Source organism: Pseudanabaena sp. PCC 7367 (assembly GCF_000317065.1).
GTDB lineage: Bacteria > Cyanobacteriota > Cyanobacteriia > Pseudanabaenales > Pseudanabaenaceae > Thalassoporum > Thalassoporum mexicanum.
Map to the genome: position 1 here is coordinate 3272907 of NC_019701.1, position 21532 is coordinate 3294438.

The 21532-nt window shown below is 46.4% G+C and carries 13 protein-coding genes; 10 read left to right on the forward strand and 3 right to left on the reverse strand.

The features are described from left to right. Positions 1-199 precede the first annotated feature (199 nt). The 4 genes from PSE7367_RS13045 to PSE7367_RS13060 all read left to right on the forward strand — a co-directional run bounded on the left by PSE7367_RS13045 (position 200) and on the right by PSE7367_RS13060 (position 4470). A complete protein-coding gene (locus PSE7367_RS13045) occupies positions 200-2266 on the forward strand; it encodes an NAD(P)H-quinone oxidoreductase subunit 5 (RefSeq protein WP_015165828.1) in 2067 nt (688 codons plus the stop codon). A 384-nt stretch (positions 2267-2650) separates the two neighbouring features. After that, positions 2651-3292, forward strand: a complete 642-nt coding sequence (locus PSE7367_RS13050; protein WP_156800524.1) for a sigma-70 family RNA polymerase sigma factor — start codon at positions 2651-2653, stop codon at positions 3290-3292. After that, on the forward strand, positions 3289-3750 hold the full coding sequence (locus PSE7367_RS13055) for a hypothetical protein (protein ID WP_015165830.1): 462 nt from the start codon (positions 3289-3291) through the stop codon (positions 3748-3750). The genes PSE7367_RS13050 and PSE7367_RS13055 overlap by 4 nt, the downstream gene beginning before the upstream one ends. Positions 3751-3942: 192 nt before the next feature. Then, a complete protein-coding gene (locus PSE7367_RS13060) occupies positions 3943-4470 on the forward strand; it encodes a Spy/CpxP family protein refolding chaperone (protein ID WP_015165831.1) in 528 nt (175 codons plus the stop codon). Between the two features lie 363 nt (positions 4471-4833). On the opposite strand, the gene PSE7367_RS13065 is transcribed toward PSE7367_RS13060, so the two are convergent. Continuing rightward, complete coding sequence (locus tag PSE7367_RS13065; RefSeq protein WP_015165832.1) at positions 4834-6618, reverse strand: V-type ATP synthase subunit A; 1785 nt, start codon at positions 6616-6618, stop codon at positions 4834-4836. A gap of 542 nt (positions 6619-7160) precedes the next feature. Further along, on the reverse strand, positions 7161-7853 hold the full coding sequence (locus tag PSE7367_RS13070) for a cysteine dioxygenase family protein (protein WP_015165833.1): 693 nt from the start codon (positions 7851-7853) through the stop codon (positions 7161-7163). Between the two features lie 522 nt (positions 7854-8375). Between PSE7367_RS13070 and PSE7367_RS13075 the strand changes: the two genes are divergently transcribed. The 3 genes from PSE7367_RS13075 (at position 8376) to mraY (ending at position 11357) form a co-directional block, all read left to right on the forward strand. After that, positions 8376-8807, forward strand: a complete 432-nt coding sequence (locus PSE7367_RS13075) for a hypothetical protein (protein ID WP_015165834.1) — start codon at positions 8376-8378, stop codon at positions 8805-8807. A gap of 484 nt (positions 8808-9291) precedes the next feature. Further along, positions 9292-9528: a DUF3134 domain-containing protein gene (locus tag PSE7367_RS13080; RefSeq protein WP_015165835.1), complete on the forward strand. Its 237-nt coding sequence runs from the start codon at positions 9292-9294 to the stop codon at positions 9526-9528. A 719-nt stretch (positions 9529-10247) separates the two neighbouring features. Continuing rightward, positions 10248-11357: a phospho-N-acetylmuramoyl-pentapeptide-transferase gene (gene mraY / locus PSE7367_RS13085; protein ID WP_041698474.1), complete on the forward strand. Its 1110-nt coding sequence runs from the start codon at positions 10248-10250 to the stop codon at positions 11355-11357. A 379-nt stretch (positions 11358-11736) separates the two neighbouring features. Here the strand turns inward: mraY and PSE7367_RS13095 are convergent, their stop codons facing one another. Then, positions 11737-14739, reverse strand: coding sequence for a zinc-dependent metalloprotease (locus PSE7367_RS13095; protein ID WP_015165837.1), 3003 nt, complete (start codon positions 14737-14739; stop codon positions 11737-11739). A gap of 505 nt (positions 14740-15244) precedes the next feature. On the opposite strand from PSE7367_RS13095, the gene PSE7367_RS13100 reads away from it, so the two are divergent. The 3 genes from PSE7367_RS13100 (at position 15245) to PSE7367_RS13110 (ending at position 21384) form a co-directional block, all read left to right on the forward strand. Continuing rightward, on the forward strand, positions 15245-16525 hold the full coding sequence (locus PSE7367_RS13100) for an ABC transporter substrate-binding protein (protein ID WP_015165838.1): 1281 nt from the start codon (positions 15245-15247) through the stop codon (positions 16523-16525). A 402-nt stretch (positions 16526-16927) separates the two neighbouring features. Next, on the forward strand, positions 16928-19642 hold the full coding sequence (locus PSE7367_RS13105) for a phycobilisome rod-core linker polypeptide (protein WP_015165839.1): 2715 nt from the start codon (positions 16928-16930) through the stop codon (positions 19640-19642). A 749-nt stretch (positions 19643-20391) separates the two neighbouring features. Continuing rightward, entirely contained in the window at positions 20392-21384 is a 993-nt protein-coding gene (locus PSE7367_RS13110; RefSeq protein ID WP_015165840.1) for an L-lactate dehydrogenase, read from the forward strand. The last annotated feature ends 148 nt before the right edge of the window (positions 21385-21532 follow it).

Consider the following 21532-nt stretch of genomic DNA (forward strand, 5'->3'; position numbering starts at 1 on the left):
AGTTGAATTAGTTGAATTAACAAAGCTTTGGTTAGCTTATTTACTATTTTCTGCCGCCATTTAAATAACTATTTAACTATTAATTATTACAAGTCGGGCAATTATAGCGATCGATTCGATCGGCTAAATTGAATTAAATCAACGTTAATCTAGGTTTTTAGGTCAAATAGAGTCAAATTAGAGTCAACAACTTCCAGATATGGATTCTTTGTATCAATATGCATGGCTGATTCCCGTGTTGCCCCTCACGGCGGCATTTATAATTGGGATTGGGCTACTAGCCTTTAGTGAAATTACCGCTACCAAACTCAGGCAAGCCAGTGCGATCCTGAGCGTTTCAGCGATCGGCGCAGCAATGTTTTTGTCGGTTGGCATCCTGTGGAGTCAAATCCAGGGACACGACACCTACTTACAGGCATTTGAATGGGCGAAAGCTGGCAATTTCCATCTCAGCATGGGATTTGTAATTGATCACCTCACCGCGGTGATGCTGGTGATTGTGACCACAGTTGCTTTTCTGGTGCAGATCTACAGCGATGGCTATATGGCTCATGACAAGGGCTATGTAAGGTTCTATGCCTATCTCAGCCTATTTAGCTCTTCAATGCTTGGTCTGGTAATTAGCCCCAATCTGGTGCAAATCTATATCTTCTGGGAATTGGTGGGGATGTGTTCATACCTGCTAATTGGCTTTTGGTACGATCGCAAGAGTGCGGCCGATGCCTGCCAGAAGGCGTTTGTGACCAATCGGGTCGGTGACTTTGGCCTATTGTTGGGGATGCTGGGTCTCTATTGGGCGACTGGTTCATTTGAGTTTGAAACGATCGGTGCAAACCTGACCGCAGCAGTTGAATCGGGCTCGATCAGCGTGTTCCTGGCGGTTTTGTTTGGCATTCTGGTATTTATGGGACCAGCGGCCAAATCAGCTCAATTCCCGCTGCATGTGTGGTTACCCGATGCGATGGAAGGCCCTACGCCAATTTCGGCATTGATTCACGCGGCCACAATGGTAGCTGCGGGCGTATTTTTGATCGCACGGATGTTTCCAGTGTTTGAGGAGCTGCCGGCAGTGATGAATACGATCGCCTATACGGGGGCGTTTACGGCTTTTCTGGGCGCAAGCATTGCAATCACTCAGAATGACATTAAAAAAGGTCTGGCCTATTCCACCATTTCCCAGCTTGGTTACATGGTGATGGGGATGGGTGTGGGTGCCTATGGTGCTGGTCTGTTCCACCTGATGACCCACGCTTATTTCAAGGCCATGCTATTCCTTTGCTCTGGCTCGGTGATTCATGGCATGGAGGGTGTGGTTGGCCATGATCCCGATGTGGCACAGGATATGCGGGTGATGGGTGGTTTGCGTAAATATATGCCGATCACGGCGATCGCCTTTTTTACTGGTACGCTAGCGATCTCTGGCATTCCGCCCTTTGCTGGGTTCTGGTCAAAGGATGAAATTCTTTCTGCCACCTTCAATGCCAATCCTGTCCTGTGGGTAGTGGGTTGGTTAACCGCTGGGATCACGGCCTTTTATATGTTCCGGATGTACTTCAGCACCTTTGAGGGTGAGTTTAAGGGTACTGACAAGGAACTATTGGCAATGGTAAAGGCGGATAATTCCGGGGTGGCGATCGCTGGCCACAATGATCAAGAAAGCCATGAAAGCCATGATAGTCACGCTGATCATGCTGGCCACGACGAGCACCATGCCAGTGAACCCCATGAATCGCCCCTGTCGATGACCTTCCCGCTGATGGCCTTGATTGTGCCGTCGATTTTGATTGGGTTGGTGGGTACACCATTTGGTAATTTCTTTGAAGAATTTATCCATGCACCGGGCGAAGTGGTAGCACCGATCGAAGTGGGTGTGCCAGCAGACATTGGCGAGTTCTTGACCCTGGGCGGGGCTAGTGTGGCGATCGCCTTGGTGGGGATTGTGCTGGCGGTATTGATGTATTTAACTAAGAAAGTTTCTGCCGAATCGATCGCCAAGCAGATTAAGCCGTTGTATCAAATCTCAAAACAGAAATGGTACTTTAACGAAATCTATGATCTGGCCTTTGTAAAGGGATCGCGCCGCCTGGCTCGTCAGGTTTTGGAGGTTGATTCCAAGATTGTCGATGGGATCGTTAACCTGGCTGGGTTTGTGACTCTGGTTTCCGGTGAAGGCTTGAAATATTTTGAGAATGGCCGCGCGCAGTTCTATGCCCTGGTAATTTTCCTCGGTGTGTTGGGCTTGGTTGTATTCTCAAATATCAGCTAGATTCACTAGCAACAGATTGAATCTAACTGAACTTGATCCAAATTATTCTCCCTATTTCCGATTGCCGTTACGGTATGGAGTGGGGAGTTTTTATCTATGATCTCAATTTCTATTTGCTCAACCGCAGCTTTTTCCCTCTCGATCGCAGCCTACCCAATCCCCCACCCGCAAATATCAGCAAACATAAATCTTAGCGATCGCCGCAATTAAATTAAAACCATTTGAACCGATCGCCAAGTACCCAAGTCTTAACCTATGTATTGAGTGTATTGAGTTGATATTGAATCAATATTTAGGCAATCAGCTTAAAAATTGAGAAAACCGTAAATATGTTAAGTATGTGGATTGGTTGGACGGTCATCAATGATCAGATTCAACCAACCAATGACCGAAGTATGGGGGATACCAACCGCGATCGTGATTTCTGCCAGTAGCCCAGTTAGCTCAAGTCAGCCAGAGTCAGATGATTACCTGGTGCAGCAATGCTTGCAAGGTAATAAACAAAGCTTTGGCCAGCTCTATCAACGCCATCAAACCAAGGTGCGATCGACCCTCTATCAGCTTTGCGGCCTGGATGGGTTAGATGATCTGGTGCAGGATGTGTTCCTGCGTGCCTGGAAAGGATTGAGCAAATTCAAACGCAATGCCCAATTTTCCACCTGGCTCTATCGGATTACCTGGAATGTGGCTTGCGATCGCCGTAGAGCCTATGCCAAAGATCGTGCCAGAAGTGTAGCGGTTGATGATGAGCAACTGCAAAACTTTACTGATCCAGAGTTTGCAGGTCAGGGTAGCGATCGGAATCATGGTCTTGCCCAATTGCATTATCAAGATCTAGTGCAACGGGGATTGATGCAACTGAGCATAGAACACCGCACTGTATTGGTTTTGCATGACTTAGAAGAACTACCCCAAAAGGAGATCGCCCAAATTCTGGGCATCCCGGTGGGGACAGTCAAATCCCGTTTATTTCATGCCCGCAGCAGTCTGCGTAAATTTCTAGAATCACAGGGAGTGGAACTATGAGTAAGGCGAATTTTGAGAACCAAGTAGATCAAAACTTGATTGCTTTTATTAAGCAACACAAGCCGATCGCCCCACCTTCCACTGTCAATCTAGAGCAACAAATTATGGCGCAGATCGATCAACTACCCGTGGCAGAAGACTCGGCTGTGGTGGTTAGCCAACCTGGCCAAAGCAAGCTCCGTCAGCTAGTTAAGGGGTTGTGGTTATTGCCAGCGATCGCGGTTGGGGCAGGGATCTTTTGGGCTAGTAATCGCCAGCCTCAGTTTGCGATCAGCGAAGCGGAAAGCTTGGAGATTGAAGCGGCGTTGCTCAGCAGTTGGTCAGGGGCGATCGACTACGATCTTGATGCGGTTGGCGATCCCTATGCAGAACCAGTCACACCGGAGCTATTTAAGGATAGCTTTGACGGTGAAGAGAGTGATCGTGATACTTCTTTAACAGAATCAGTTGGGGAATAATTGCAGCCATTCTACTCCAACCTCCAACCAATTCAGAATTAGGCTTAGCTCAATTTGCCCAGTTTATTCAAGTTGTCTAAATACACGGCTAAAGCTCAGGTTTACCCCCGGTAATTCAATGCAATTCAATGCAATTCAATGTGATTCAAGGCAATTAAATTAGTCGAAAACAATTTTCATAGAGGTAAAACTATGTCTCGTTCAATTGATCCCAAGCAAAGTAACAAAAGTATGATGTTGGGTGTATGTGGCGCGTTGGCGATCGCTGCCTTTGCTGCCCCCATCCTGTCGCAAAATATGGCAATGGCGCAGGAATTTGAACAGCCACTTTTGGCACAGGGTTTTGAAGGGCCAGAAGCAGGCAGGCGGGGTGGCAGGCTGCTGGAGGAGTTAGATCTTTCTGATGCTCAAAAGCAAGAAATTAAGGAAATTCACGATCGCGGCCGTAGTCAATCTCAATCGCTTAGAGAACAACTGCGCCAGGAACAGGAAGAACTCAAAAACTTGATGACTGGCACTGCTTCTGAAAGTGCGATTCGCTCTCAATTTAATCAGGTGAAATCGCTGCGCACCCAACTGGCGGATATCCGGTTTGATCACATGATGGAAGTCCGCGCGGTGATGACTCCAGCCCAGCGGCAAGAGTTTGCCCAGTTAATGGAAGAACGCCGTGAGCAGTGGCGTGGTCGTCGTAATAACGGTCGTCGTCGATCGCGCTAATTAATTTTGTAGTCGTTAGCGAGATTAACTGGTTTAGCTGATTCAACTAATTTCAAATCTAGTTAAACCGTCTTAATGAAATGCTCGAAACTGATACCACTCAAGGAGCAATACCATAAGCGATCGGCTGGATCAGCGTCAAGTTCAATTGATTTCTAATCAACTTCAAATATTAAAATAAGGGGAGCGAAATTGCCCTACTCGCATTCCCTTATTTCTATTTATTTTATTAATATCGAATTATTAATGTCGAAGTTGAGGCAGATTATTAAGCTCGGAGCACTTCAGGTTATACCTGGCTAGCTATGGCAGCCACCAAATATGAGGATCGCAAGGACTCAGCGAAATCCAGCTAAACAGGCACTATGAGTTTTTATTGAGTGTCTGTTGAATTTTCTGGCGATATTCTTCATATTGGGAAGAATTCAATGGCGAGTAGTTTAGGTTTTTAAACAGACCAGTTAACTGGACAAAACATTCACGCACAGCCTCTTTGCTATCGAAGACAAAATCCGTATCTAGCACAATGTCGCAAACCATCCCAAAGGCCTCTTTTTGGCGATCGGTACTGGTTGAGGCATCCACATCATCAAAGGCATCCTGTTGCAGGTAAACCATATCAATGAACAGAGCCTTTTGGAAGGTGGCATAATCTTCTACCGAAATACCCTCTTCACCGGTTACCTGAATCATTTGATTGATCCCATCACCACGTTGCAATAAGTCCTTACAGGCTTTAACCCGATCGACCCAACCGTGGGAGAAGTTTTCTTCAAAATAGCTTTCCAATTGGTCTAAATAGCGAGACCAGGAAATTAAGGGTTCGATCGCGGGATAGAAACGTCGATAGGCGCGGTTATAACTCAGTCCCAAAAAGGTTTTTACCGTTGACATGGTCGATTGGGTAACTGGCTCTTCAAAGTTGCCGCCCGCTGGCGAGACACTACCAATGATCGACAGGGAGCCCACCGATTCATCGCGGGTTTTAAATACCCCAGCTCGTTCATATAATGCCTTGATATAGGAGTCTAGATAGGCAGGGAAAGCTTCTTCACCGGGAATTTCTTCCAAACGCCCAGACATCTCGCGCAAAGCCTGAGCCCAACGGCTAGTAGAATCAGCCAAAATCAATACATCTAGACCCATCTGGCGGTAATATTCACCCAGGGTAATACCGGTATAAACCGAAGCTTCACGGGCAGCCACCGGCATACTGGAAGTATTACAAATTAGAATTGTGCGCTCCATTAATGGGCGACCAGTGTGGGGATCGGTAATTTGTGGAAATTCAGTCAGGGTCTCTACCACTTCGCCAGCCCGCTCACCGCAAGCCACAATAATCACTACATCGATCGATGAGTGTTTGGCAATTAGCTGCTGCAAAACGGTTTTACCCGCCCCAAATGGTCCTGGCACACAGGCTGTACCACCCTTGGCGATCGGGAAAAAGGTATCAATAATTCGGATCGTGGTGTTGAGTAGCTCACTGGGAAACAGCCGCTCGATCGTGCGATTGCTACCCATTTGCTCGGTCAATGGTTTCTTGACCGGCCAGGTTTGCACCATAGTTACATTTTTGCTCTTGCCCTGCTCATCGGTGACTCTGGCTACTATGTCACTGACCTTAAAGTTACCTTCCTGGATGAACTCAACGGTAACACTACCCTTGAGATCAAATGGCACCATTACCTTGTGTAGGATTGAACCTTCGGGCACAGTACCCAACACATCCCCAGCGATGAGGCGATCGCCACTGCGGGCTACGGGCGTAAAAAACCATTGCTGATTGCGATCGAGCGCATCCACATACTCGCCCTTGGGCAGAAAGAAGCCATGTTTTTCGGCCAACACATTCAAGGGACTTTGCAAGCCATCGAACACCTTGCTCAGCAGGCCTGGCCCAAGTTCCACCGAGAGCATCTCGCCAGTGCAATCAACCTTGTCACCAACCCTAACGCCTTTGATGTCTTCGTAGACCTGCATGTCGGCACGATTGCCCCGAATCCGAATCACCTCAGACTTGAGGGTTTGCTCACCATTTTTGATGTAGGCAACCTCATTTTTAACCAAGAAACCGGACTCTAGTTCGACTGTGGCGATGTTGCCATTAAGACCAACTACACGGGCGACGCTGCTTTGACCACTCATATTGTGCTGATACCTTCTGGGAATACTTGACGATGAAAGGAACGTTAAAAAAATTTCGGGCTGGAACTTATAAAGATATTTTTGTTTTTTTTGGACTTTAGCGTAATCACACTATGCCATTCACACTATGCCATCCTGACTAATACTTAACCAACTTAAATCATGAAGGATGGCCATCAAAATCAGGTTAATACCTAATTAATACCTAATTAGCTCGACATCGATCATAATTTTGTGGCTGCCTATTAGTTTAGTTGAATTTGGAGCATCAGCTTAGTTGACCTCGGCGATCGGACTAACTAATGAACCATAACTAGACAACAGAACTAGTCTACCTGGAAAGGAGGCGATCGCGCTAAGTCCCTCTGACTTTTTAGCTGGTGCAGGTGCTAATATCAGCTCCCCTCAATTGATAATTCAATTGATAATAATGTCAACACAATGTCAGGGCGGGTTTTAAATACTTGAGCGCCCCGATTAACTAACAGAATTTGATGTGGCTATAACCCAATTAATCTAGTCTCTAAAGATGCCAATGGAGCCTAAAACAACTTGGCAGTATGGTTAATCGGATCAAATGTGTACCGCTGTTTATAGTTGGTCAGGCCATATAAATTAAAAGTGATCGTGGGCTCTTCGCTGACCACTTCCACATGGTGGATCGCTTCTGGCGTAAAGCTAATTATGTCACCGGGGTTAATGATTTGCTCACCCACCTGCTCAATTCGATCGCTCTGATCGCTGCGATCGCTTGGTTTCTGTTCGTCGGCAAACCCTTTTTTAGGCGATTTGTTAGACGATCGTCGCCAGACCACGTTTTTTTCCTGGCCATTTACCAGCGCTACAATTCCCCAGGTGGCATGGTTGTGGATTTTTGACTTACGACCTGGTAACCACACCACTGTTTGCACTGTAAGTGGGAAATCGGGCTCTTCATAAAGGGTTAAAACCGACCAACCCCGCTCCGGATTAGGGGCTTTATATTCTCCTTGCAGCCAATAGGAACTATTCAACAATCGCCTGACCAAAGGTCGGATTTGCTCTAGCCGCTGGCGATCGTCATCATAGCGCCACAATATGTCCTCGATATCAGTTAGGAACCGATAGAGTCGGTAGGTTTGCCCTGAATTTTCCCATTGATCTTCAACAACTGGGCAGACCTCCAATTGGCCATGATCATTTACCAACCAATCATTATTTTCAAAATTCATCTGCCGTTTCATCTGCCGTTTCATCTGCCGTTTAATAGGTTTAACGCTTTTGTGGGGCTTTAAACATGCTTAACTTAAATTTAAAGGGATGCAACTCATATACGTGACCCCAAAGGCGATCGGATCTGTGCCCAGCTTATAAGCCAAAGATGAAAATGCTGCCAACAAAAAATTTCAAATATCTGTCTGAGCTGATATATCTCTGAATCGATTGCTGGATCATTAAATCATCCTACCAACGAGTAACGCCTGGAAACCAGTTATCAAAGCCTTTTAGCTTGTTTGCCAGCTTATCTATAAACGGGTGAATAGCTTTTTTCGATCGCCAATGCTATATTTTGGGTACATGTGCTTAGCTTAACCTAAGCTTAATTAAATTCAGGTATTAAGTTTGGATTGCTTAAGCATATATAAATTTAAACTAATCCAACTTTATCCCCGTCTAGTGGAATATCTGTGTGTGGTCTGACGCGAAAGCTAATTGTCCGATCGCACTTAAAAACATTGTTGAAATTGCTTTAAATAGTTTGTGGAGAAATCAAAAGTATGAAGGTTAAATATTTTGCCTCTGTGGCAGTTGCTTCTATTTTGGGACTTGGCCTAGTCACTTCTTGCGCCCAACCAGAAACAACCACCCCAGCCGATCCGGCTGCTGAGCAGGAACAAACTAATGAAGCTGAGCCAGCCGCAGACACTACTACTGAAGATCCCTGTGCCGCTGAAGATCCTTGCGCCGCCAAAGATCCCTGTGCCGCCAAAGATCCCTGTGCCGCCAAAGATCCCTGTGCTGCTGAAGATCCTTGCGCCGCCAAAGATCCCTGTGCCGCTGAAGATCCTTGCGCCGCCAAAGATCCCTGTGCCGCTGAAGATCCTTGCGCCGCTAAAGACCCCTGTGCCGCTGAAGATCCTTGCGCTGCCAAAGACCCCTGTGCCGCTGAAGATCCTTGCGCCGCTAAAGACCCCTGCGCTGCTGGCTAATCATCTCTAAGTCAGGCTATTGATGTGCATAACCTCTAGCAGCATTTAATTGTGGCGATATTATGGTGAGCGATCGGTACCACTTTTAGCCGATCGCTGCCATGCCCAAAACTTAAGTGAATTAATGTTCTACCCCCTTTGCTTTGAACCCTGATGCTGGTTGATTGATCACTAGTCAGGCGGCAGGGGGATGTTTTTTACATTAGCCAACTATTAATTCATAGAATTCATAAAACTTGCGCTTGGCCGGTAACCTATAATAGGATTTGGCATTGTGCTATATCACTTAGCTTAGGCAAACATAGCCTTTGGTGATTTATGCTCCCATAATCCAATAAGATTAAATAGCTGCCACGATCGCAGCAAATATCGATTGCGAATAGCTTTATCACGTATGACATTTCTATCGCCAAATGGCTCACAAGTAGCTATAAAAGCCCAAAACCTTGCATAGATTGATTATTTAGGTTTATTTAGATAACCCATGCGCAATCCTTCCCTCAGAGAACAACCCCGCCGTCAGCCTGCTCCCGTTGTATCTACCAAGCAAACGGTTTCCATTCTTGGTTGGCTCCAGCAAAACAATCGCTTACTTGAGCGCGAGACGGAGATCGGCTTTGAGTATAAAAATGAAAGCCAGGAGCTAGATGCACTTGTGGTTGGTGATAACTACGAAGATGACGACGACGATGATGATGATGACGACGACGATGATGATTAGGCGATCGGCTTAAACCGATTAACTTGAGCAAATCTTAGGTTGCCCTAATCCACCAAAAGTTAGAACTAGCTATAGACAGAAGCTAGTTTTTTTGGTATGAATGGCACGATCGCTGAGTGAAGCCCCTGTGACCTATCTGTCAAGATATCTAATATCTAAGGCGGATGTGTTCTGGGATTGTTTTGTGCATTAATAGGCATGTACAGAAGAACATATGTGAATCTTCTTAACTCTGGTAAGGCTGGTTCCAGGCGATCATTTCAAAAGTTAAATATCTAAGCTCGAATAGCCCAATATTTGATCATCAACATCCCTATAAATTAAGTGGTCTAACCCGCCCTGTTTAATTTAATTGGCTCTGGTGTGAGAATAACTATGGCTAGGACGATCTATCTAGCTCACCCATTAGTAAATCAAATAAGTTAAGTTCAGGTTTTGGCCTGAGTTTCAACTTAACTAATAGTGAACAAATGGCTGGCTTTAAATATTTAGATGTAGTGATTTAGATGTGGTGGTTAGATCCCATACCAAATATTTGGAACATGATATTTGGAAAATGGACAGCTAACTAATTGACTTGATAGTTTGACTTGATGGTCATTGCCTAATTCTGAATAAGCCATCTAGGTATTAAAAAGTATTAAAAAGTAAATAATTAAGATCGTAATTTTGATCGCTTTGACCCGGTGGGTAACGTGGTGTGTGAGTAGTGAAAACGCATGGTTGATACAGGAGTACGCGTAAAGAGGGCGCAATCGCCGTCGGGATCGATGTTGGCGTTTGTTTTGGCTCTAGGCTTAATTTCTTTGATTCTGGGTACTAGCTATTTTTTCCCGGCTGTACCTGGATTTGGCATATTAATCCCCCTAATGCTCAGCAGTATTGGTGTGGTGTTGTCTGGCAAGTTTGTGATTCCGATGTTACGGAAAGTCAAGGCGGGACAGATTGTGCGTGAGGATGGCCCTCAGGCTCATCTGGCTAAAACCGGCACGCCTACAATGGGTGGGATTTTTATTCTGCCAGTGGGATTGTCGATCGCGCTAATTTGGTCTGGGTTTAATCCAGCCGTGATAGCAGCTTGTTTGCTTACCTTTGGGTTTGGTTTTGTTGGTTGGTTAGATGATTGGTTGATCCTGCGCTACAAGTCCAACAAGGGCGTATCCCCAATGGCAAAACTGGGGCTGCAAACACCGATGGCGATCGCATTTTGTCTGTGGTTAAACCATTATCTTTCTATTAATGGCCAATCGATCGGCCTGGTGAATTTGCCGTTTGGTTGGGCTTTGCCACTGGGATTGCTGTTCTGGCCGCTGGCTTTGTTTGTGATTTTTGGTAGTAGTCATTCTACTAACCTCACCGATGGTTTGGATGGCTTGGCTGGTGGGACTGGGGCGATCGCCCTGTTGGGTATGGCGCTGCTGGTTGGTGCAACTCACCCTGAGCTGGCAGGCTTTTGTGCATGTCTTAGTGGTAGCTATCTTGGTTTCCTGTGGCATAATCGCAATCCGGCCAGGGTATTTATGGGAGATACTGGTTCGCTGGCATTGGGTGCAGCCCTTGCCGCCACTGCCCTGATTACTAATACGTTATGGGGTCTGGTAATAGTTGGCGCTTTATTTGTGTGGGAATGCCTTTCAGTGATCGTTCAGGTCAGCTACTTTAAATCAACCAAACGATCGACGGGCGTTGGTAAAAGGTTGTTTAAGATGGCTCCCTATCACCACCATCTGGAGCTAAGTGGCTGGCATGAGACTCAAATTGTGGCTACTTTTTATATTGTTGGTATGGCGCTGGTAATTTTGGCGATCGCTTTAAATTATTTCAGCTAGCTTTGCTTCTCACCATAGCTAGGTTTAAGGCATTGCATAATTCAGGGATGATAAGGTCAGCATCAAAAATCCAAACCCATTATCAATCGCGGTTAGCATTGACTTTGTTTCTCCAATCATCCCGCTGATGCGCAACGCCAGGTTTAACAGTGATTGCGATCGGCGCAAGTGAGCAAATGAGCGATCGCAGTAGCGACTAATCAAGCTAGCCTGCTCTTGATTTTTAAATTCAATTATTGATATCTACTCCTAAGCTCATGCATGGTTGTTGTTGCAACTAGTCATGGGCTTTTTGTTTTGCATAATTGTATCTCTGCTCAAATTTACGTTACTGCTTCTGATCAATCCTCTCGATCGCCACAATTTATAATCAATCATTCTAATTGGTATTGAGCGAAGCATTCAGCGCCTGGGCAATGCGATCGCGGGATTCAGACAAATGAATTCTGGTGTAGTCATCCAGATTGCGTCTACCCATTACACCTTCCAAATCAGCTTTGAGCTGGCGCAACTGATAGCGGGCGATCGCGCGGGCATCTTCGGGGGCTCCGGCGGTATAAATTAAAGCCACGGCATCGGCAAGGTCAGCGGCACTATCCAGGTTGCTGGGTCGCAGGGCAATGCTAATTAAAATATTCATATGTTGGCGCTGCAACGATCGGCGGATGCTGTTGATCGATTCAAGTTGGCCGCTAGACAATTCTGACCAGATTTGTTGCTGGAGTGTAGAAAATAATTCAGGTAAAGTTAAAGCCTGTCCTGGACTGGTTTTTAATTCATTATCACGCAATCTGGCGAGGCGATCGGCGGACAGCAAATCAGCCAAAACGATCGTTTGCAAAAATTTAATCCGCTCATGGATCGGATAGGTATAGGCCGAGAAACTAGGTGTTTCGCCCCAATGGGACCACCGGGATGGAGCCAGTCGATTTAAAAATTCGGGCGAGAAGTCAAAGGCATCGGCAGCAAATACATTTTTGTTGATTACAGCCAGGGCTTCCCGTTGTTTGCTAGCTGGAATTGGTTCAAAGGGCAATCGCCCCACCGCATCCCCAGACTTATAGCGATTGAATCTCTGGCCACCAATGTAGTTGGGCAAGAACATCGCATTGCGGAAATAGTAGTTAAATACCCGATCGAAGGCAACCCGTACATCATCGTAGCTTTCGCCTCGCCCCGGATAGCGGGTTTCGATTTTGCGCCACATCTGCCGCGCATTGTCCATTTGCCACTGGGCATAGGTAACCAGGTCATTACTAAGATCAAATAAATTGGTGTGGGGATCGAGACCACCATAAGTATCCTCATCAGTAGCATAGGCCAGATCAGCTTCGGGGGCACGATTGGCAATCCGGTTGAGCTGGTTTTGCTCTTGGGCGGGAATAATCACATCCTCGAAGGGAGTATAGCCATAGGCGATCGCCCATTCATCGTAGGGGCCAACCACACTGGTGAAATATTCACCCTGCTCAGTGCCACTTGGCGCAATATTCACCGGATGATAGTCCATCACCGAGGCAACCAGACCTTTTTGCTTGGTGATCGCCGGATCATTCAGTTCCGCAGGGCTCAGCATCGCACTAGCGCGGAAATTATGTCGCAATCCCAGGGTATGCCCCACCTCATGGGCAGTTAACTCCCGCAAAAACTGGTTGACATAATCCCGTGATTCCTTGCTGCTGGGCAATGCATTTTGCAAAAGAGACATCGATAGGCTACCGGTGGCCAATTCCTGGGCTGCTGCCATCCCAAAACACATTTCATAGGCTTCAGGCAGTTCTTGCCGATCGACTTGATGAGCCTGCTGAAAACGACGTAACAAATTAGCCTGTGCCTGGTTGGGGTGGGCAAGCTGGCTTTGCAGCGATCGCATTGCATCACTGGTATTACAGGTAAAAGGATTACCAGTTAACTTGGTAAAGACCTGGGGCAAGAATGGTATCGCTTCGGTCTGTTGCACCAAATCTCGATAACGCCCCTCCGTAAATTTGACAATATTTGCATCAATAATAATATCTGCATCCAGAATTTGCCCAGTGAGCGGATTCACCCGCGATGGCCCCATCGCAAAAGCGGTGTCGATCGAATTGAACCACCGGATAGTGTTGTAGCGAACATCTTCCGGGTCCCAGGTGGCATCGTCGGGCATTTGCTTGATTACGATCGCATCTTTGAATCCAACTTTTTCAAAGGCATGATTCCACATTAGCGCCCCCTCGCGGATGGGATCGCGGTATTCATTGGGGACAGTATTTTCAATCCAGAATACGATCGGCTCTTTGGGGGGGGATAGGGCTGCTGCTGGATCTTGTTTTTGTAAATGCCAGCGCTCGATGTAGCGCACAAATGAGTCACGCCCTTGAGTCGAAAAATCCTTATAAGCGGAAATGAAATAACCGACCCGATTGTCGGCCAACCTTGGCACATAGCCATTGTAGCCACTGTTGTCGGGCAATTGGGAAATGCTGTAGCGCACCTTGAGATCGAAGGAGCGATCGTCGGGGAGCGATCGGTTAAACAGGCGGCTCTTAGTCGGATTTTCACTGGCGAATTGATAAACCAGTTCGGTTTCCACATTCAGCGGCAGTGCCTTGGCCACAGCAATATAAGAGTTGTCTTTACTAAGGCTATAGGAATTATCAAACACATAGGCAAAGCGGCTGTTCAGATTGGCTAAGTCATTATTTAGGAGCTGCTTAAAATCAATTAATAGATGACTATTCTGCGCATGGATACTCAAAATTGGCACCGAGGCCAACACCGAATCACTGAACGATTGCCGCACCGATCGCACTTGGGGATCATTGGCGCTGGCGCGAAAATTGATATTGGGCAGAACTAATTGAATCGAGTTGTTCACCCGCCGCAATTGGAACAAAAAGTCATTAACGGGTAAACCGCGATAGAGCCCTGCTTCACCCACACCAGAAGCCAAGCTAGCCACCAGCAAAAAATTGCGATCGAGCTGGTTGGGGTCAAGCTCCAGGTAAAGCTTTTTATAGTCGTCCTTGGCATAAATTGTAAATAGACCTGCTTGCTTTTCGGTATCCTTAATTACCTCAGCAAACGGCTTTAGATCGTCATCTGTTGCAGATTTATCGTCTTTATTGTCCTTTTTCTCATCTTTCTCATCCTCAAGATCAGGCTTGTCGGCTTTTTTCGGTTTGGCCTGATTAAGCTGGTTGAGATTAGGCAGAGACTGGGGCAATTGGGGCGATCGCAGCTCCTCAGCAACCCTCCTCTTTTGATTTCCCTGGGTATTAATTTGGGACATTTTGGCAACATTCTGCCCCCACAATTGCGCTGGTTGAACTAAATATGAGCAGGCGATCGCCAAGATCAAACTCAAGCCAACCCATCGCCAGAAGTGCCGTTTTGTCATGCTTTATGTCGCTTTAGATGTGTAAGGGATTTGGTGCGAAGTAATTTTTTACTTAAGTTGCGATCGCCACAGGTTAGAATCAGGGGCGAATTTGCATTTTAAGCGCTCATTTAATCAAGCTTGGTAAATCATTGCCAAAATTTTAAAATTCATTGCCGTTAGGGCTAATAAATCGTCAAAATCAGCCAGATTAATTACCCTTGGGTATTAACCATTAGATTTGCTGGCTTTTAGTCAATCCACAGCAAATTTAATCTAATTATGTTGTGGCCTAGTGCATTTTCAAGAGACTTCTTTGGCATGGGCACCTAGTAGAGCAAAGCATTTGAGTTAATACTTGCACAACATCTCGATTGAAATAGCACTAGGGAAAATCAGATTTGTTCTTGCTTGTCCCCGTGCAATGAAGAATTTTTAGCAGCGCTTAAATACATCCTTTATATTTTAGCCAAATAAATTTGTTTAATTATTGGTTTGTTTAAATAAAACACAAAATAAAAGAAAAATGAATAGGTATATTAATCAGCTTATTAATCAGCGGGCGATCGCCAAATTCAGGCGCATTGCGACTACGCTTTTTGTCTCATTTCTGGCTTTTACCCTGGTGGTGGCCTGCCAGCCGAATACGCCGCCTCAAACCCCTACACCCGATAGTAATCCCGGCACAACTGAACCCACCACGGGCGATCAAGATGGCATCCCGATCGGCATTGGCGTGGCACAAACCAGTAACGTGGCGCTTTTGGGGCAAGAAGAAGTAATCGGCGCAGAGTTGGCTGGCACTTATTTTAATGACCAGGGCGGGGTGGATGGCACACCGATTAAACTTGTCTTTCAGGATACTGGTGGCGATGAGCAGGGCACCATTAACGCCTTCAATACGCTGATGAACCAGGATAAGGTGGTGGGGATCGTGGGGCCAACCCTATCTCAGCAAGCCTTTAGCGCCAACCCGATCGCCGATCGCGCTGGGGTACCGGTGCTGGGGCCTTCAAACACAGCCAAGGGTATCCCCCAGATTGGCGAATATATCGGTCGGGTGTCTGCACCGGTGGCCGTAGTAGCTCCAAATGCCCTGGATGCAGCATTGGAGATTAACCCAGACATTAGCAAAGTGGCGGTTTTCTTTGCCCAGAATGACGCATTTAGTAAATCGGAAACAGAAACTTTCCAGGAAGCGGTCACCGCCAAAGGCTTAGAGACAGTCACGGTGCAGCGGTTTCAGACCACCGATACCGATTTTCAATCCCAGGCCACCAATGCGATCGGCCTTGATCCTGATCTAGTGATTATTTCCGGTTTGGCAGCGGATGGCGGCAACCTGGTGAAGCAATTGCGGGAACTGGGTTATGAGGGCTTAATTATTGGCGGCAATGGCTTGAATACCTCTAATTTGTTTCCAGTGTGCAAGGCGCTGTGTGATGGCATTTTGATCGCTCAAGCCTATAGCCCTGAACTGGACAACGAGATCAACCAGGCGTTTCGGGCTGCCTATCAGGCCAAAACCCAGCAAGAGCCACCCCAATTCAGTGCCCAGGCGTTTACGGGTGTACAGGTCTTTGTGGAAGCGTTGCGGGTAGTCAACCAGGACACCCCGATCGCGGATTTGCCCTTGCCTGAATTGCGCACCAAGTTACGCGATGCCATTTTTGCTGGCACCTATCAAACTCCCCTGGGTGAAATTTCCTTTACCGCAGAAGGAGAAATTATCCAGCAGCAGTTTTATGTGGCCGCGATCGAAATGAGTGAGGATGGTGAACAGGGAAAATTTAAGTTTATTAAGTAGCTTTAATTAATCAAATTAAATTTAATTCAAATTAATCTTTTATTTACACCTTTATTTAAACCTTAAGCTGAATCTAATTAGAGCCTGTGAATCAGCAAATTACTATTAGCCCGAAGAATATGGGTGTGAATGTTCTGAGCAAGATTCAGAGCGGGGTTGGCGATGCTTAGTGAAGGCCCGATTTGAAATTCAGGATCGCCTTGACTAGTTATTAATACTTACGTGTTCCCAATCAGTCCTTGGCCTGCCTTCCCCATCTGTTTTTCTTTACAAAACTTATCGTCAAGAGGTTACAGATCTATACTGCAATATAAATAGTATTCTGTTGTTATAGATATGCGGCTCCCGTAACTGGGTGCTTTTTAACCTACCCTTTTATATAGAACTCTTATAGGTAATCGAATGAGCGTAACAGCATCAAGCGGAGCAGTTAATGCTCGGCCCGGACTATACCAAACTGCTTTGACATCAACCATTTCCCAGGTGGAACAGCAGGACAGATTTCCCGGTCGCACTGAATTGGAGGACTTGAGCACCTATTTCAAGTCTGGTGCTAAGCGGATTGAAATCGCCGAGATCTTAACCAACAACTCAGATAACATCGTTTCCCGTGCTGCTAATGCAATTTTCACTGGCGGCAGTCCAATGGCTTTCTTAGAAAAACCAAGTGACGCATCGTCAGTTGAGATGGCGATGGACGGTCAGCCCATTGATACTAAAAGAGGGATGGCTTTAGGCACGGTTACATATGCCCAGTCCAGCACGGGAGTGCTTGGGTCAATCCAGAATTTCTTGAATTCACTGGGATCGACGGAAACACCACAAGGATTCCGGCCGATTAATGTGGCACGCTATGGCCCAGAGCGGATGAAAAAATCATTGCGCGATCTGAGCTGGTTCCTGCGTTATACCACCTATGCGATCGTGGCTGGCGAGCCTACGATTCTGGCTCAGAATGTACGTGGTTTGCGGGAAATCATTGAACGCGCTTGTTCCACCGATGCAACGTTGGTGGCTCTCAAAGAAATGAAGCGGGCTGCGATCGGTGCTTTGGGCAAAAATGATCAAGAAGCGATCGATATTGTCAGCCAGTATATGGACGTGGCGATCGCCGAATTCCAAGCTTCTACTCCTTCCCAAAAGCTACGCCAGCGCAATTCCACCGATCTGCAAGGTTTGACCCTACCCCAGATCTACTTCAACACTGCCGAGCGTCGTCAGAAGTTTGTGATGAAGCCCGGTCTGTCTGCTTTAGAAAAGAACGACGTAGTTAAGGCGGCCTATCGGCAAATTTTTGAACGGGATATTACCCGTGCCTATGCCCTGTCGATCTCTGATTTAGAGTCGAAGGTGAAAAACAACGAGATCTCCATGCGCGAGTTTGTGCGCCGCATGGGTAAATCACCCCTCTATCGAGCCGAGTTCCACGATAAATTTGTGAACTCCCGCGTGGTTGAGTTGGCATTCAAGCATTTCATGGGGCGGGCTCCAGAAAGCCGCACTGAGTTTTCAAAGTATTTTGCAATCCTGACTACAGGTGGTCTTTCTGCCTTAGTTGATGCGCTGCTCAATTCCACTGAATATAGCGATTACTTCGGTGAAGAGACGGTTCCCTATAAGCGTGGTTATGGTCAAGAAGCCCAGCCAGCACGCAACTGGGGTGCTCAGTTTGACTTGTATAAATACTCTGCCCCCTTCCGCAAAGTACCACAGTTCATCACCCTATTCTCTGCCTACACCCAACCGCTGCCCGATCAGCATGTCTATGGTTCTGGCAACGACCCATTGGAAATTCAATTTGGCGCGATCTTCCCCAAAGAAGTACGCAACCCCAGCGCCAGACCAGCTCCGTTCAGCAAAGATACCCGTCGTTTGTTGATCCGCCGTGGGCCTGGCATTGATAACCAGGTTGGTAATCCAAAGGCATCTGGTTCTGCGCCGGGCACCCTGGGGCCGAAAGTATTTAAGCTGGATCAACTTCCAGGAGCCAGTGGTAGTAACTTTAATGCTAACGGTAGCGTTAAGTTCTCTGAATCTTCGACTCAGGCAGTGATCCGCGCCATTTATTTGCAGCTAATTGGCTTTATGCCATTTGCCGGCCAGCGTTTGACCGTGTGGGAAATCAGGCTAGAAAATGGTGATATTAACGTGCGTGAGTTTGTGCGCCAAGTTGCCAAGTCACCAGCGTTCCGGAATAAATACTGGACTAGCCTCTATGTCTGTAAGGCAGTTGAGTATATCCATCGTCGCTTGCTTGGCCGTCCTACCTATGGTCGTCAAGAGATGAACAAATACTTTGATGTTTGTTCTAAGAAAGGTTTCTATGCCCTGGTAGATGCAATCCTGGACAGCAAGGAATATGAAGAAGCCTTCGGTGAAGATACGGTTCCCTATGAGCGCTATTTGACTGCCGCTGGTGTGTCACTGCGTAGTAATCGGGTGGGTACAGTTGGCGATCGTGGTGCTAAGGCACAGAAGGATGCTACACCTCGCTTTATTGAGCTGGGTCAAGTGGATGAAGTTCGCACCGAGCCAGCGATCCAATCGCGGATCAATCAAGGTGTGGCCAAACGACGTGACCAGACCAAGGTATTCAAGCTCACCAGTCTTGATCCGGTAGAAGTGAATAATGCAGTTAGGGCTGCCTACCGCCAAGTATTTGAGCGTGATATGGATGCCTATGTGGCCGATGCCCAATTCAGCCGCTTTACCAGTAAGCTGCAAAATGCAGAACTGACGGTGAAGGAATTCATTCTGGCGATCGGTACTTCTGATCTTTATATCAAGGAGTTCTATACCCCATTCCCCAACACCAAGGTGATCGAATTGGGTACTAAGCACTTCCTGGGTCGTGCCCCGTTGGATCAGGTAGAAATCCGCAAGTATAACTCGCTGCTGGCCAGTCAAGGGCTCAAGGCGATGGTGACTGAAATGTTGAGCAGCCGTGAATATCTCGATGCCTTTGGCGAAGATACAGTGCCATTCAATCGCTATGAAACCTTCCCTGCCGCCAACTTCCCGAATACGATGTCCTTGTATGGGCGTTTAACCAAGCAGGACGATTCGATCGTGGTGCCCAGTTTCAAGCCGGTTAAGTCTAAGGTTATCTTTGAATAGTTAGTTCGGCAAAGCTGTATTGCTGTGCGCTTTAAATCACTATCACTATAAGTAAAACAGGATTTGGAAGGGGTGCTTAATTGCATCCCTTTTTGATCTCTATTTTTCTAGTTGTCGCTAGCCTCCCATGGCGATCTCATAATTCTGCTGGCGATCATCTTTTTATGCCAAGTAATCGTCATCCAGCCGCCAAGGTAATTGTCGCCTAACATCTATTTTGCTGTAATTTACTCTAGCTCTTATTCACATGCTTATTGTCACCCTGCTAGGGCTCAAACAGCATAATTGAGCTAGCTTTGAGGCATTGCAATCATAAGTTTAGATTAGGAATTTAGATCAGGAATTTACAATTCCGAACATGACTGTCTTCCTCTGAGCGATGAAAAAGATAAAAGGATTCGGTGGGGCTGCACTTGGCTTGGTTATCTGGCATCACCTAGCTTTAGGAATAGCAAAGTCAGAATTGCAAACATTAATATAAAGGTAATAGGAGATGGCAATAGCTATTATTTCCCAATCATCTCTCCGCTGTACAATGTCGGGATATTTCGATATATTTTAGAACTTGAGCGATCGCTGGCTATGTGGTCAAAGCATCACAAAAATGTCAGCATTGATGTAGTTAGTGAATCAATCAATCACTAACCAAGGGGCTTACACTAGTAAATCCTTGATTTATTTTCCACCCAAAATATTCAGTTAACCTTTAACAGTAATTAGAGCTTAAGCAGAATTAGGAATTAGGAATTATGCTGGATCAAATATTTACGCCGATTGGCGATTCTCTCCCCTTAGTTTCTCAAGACCTACGCAAGGCTGCAATCATTGGGGCAGGACAGGTTGGCATGGCATGTGCCTACTCAATGTTGATTCAAAACACCCTAGACGAGCTGATCATCACCGATATTAACCAGGAAAAACTGGAAGGTGAAGTGATGGATCTAGTGCATGGTCTGTCTTTTGTAGAGCCATCTGTAATTAAGGCTGGCACGATCGAAGATTACCAGGATCTAGACCTGGTGATTATTACCGCCGGAGCCAAACAGCACCCTGGCGAAAGTCGCTTAAATCTGGTGCAGCGAAATGTCGAGATTTTCAAAAGCATTGTGCCAGAAGTGGTTAAACGATCGCCCAATGCGATCTTGCTAATCGTCAGCAATCCAGTGGACATTATGACCTATGTGTCCCTCAAGCTATCTGGTTTACCAGCTTCGCGGGTAATTGGTTCGGGTACGGTTTTAGATACGGCTCGATTTAAATATTTGCTTGGCCAAAAACTAAAACTAGATTCACGCAATGTGCATGGTTATATTTTGGGAGAGCATGGCGATAGCGAAGTAGCTCTGTGGAGTGAGTTACACATCGGTGGCTCTCGTTTAGATCAACTGATTCCTAATTGGCGCGAGCCAGAGGTTTATGATCAGCTAGATCAGGTTTATAACCAGGTCAAAAATGCGGCCTATGAGATCATTCAGCGCAAAGGGGCAACTAGCTATGCGATCGGCCTGGGGGTGACGCAGATCGCACAGGCTATTTTGCGTGACCAGAACCATATCTTGACTGTCAGCAGCCTGATTAAAGACTTTTATGGCATCAATGATGTTTGTTTTAGCATTCCTGCTGTGGTCAATCGTCAGGGGGTGGAGCGGCAAATTGCGATCTATCCCAGTGACGAAGAACTAGCCCAACTGCGAAAATCAGCCCAGTTACTGAAGGAAATCACGAGTGGAATTGGATTTTAGTCTAGATTTTTAGTCTAAGTAATCGATCGCTGTGGGGAATCACTGGGAGTGAAATCTGGCAGTACCAGGTGACACTCGCTTAGATCTGGCGAGACTGAGCCCCAATAATCGTTTCAGGCTATCCCGCTGTTTATCAGGCTTATTAAAA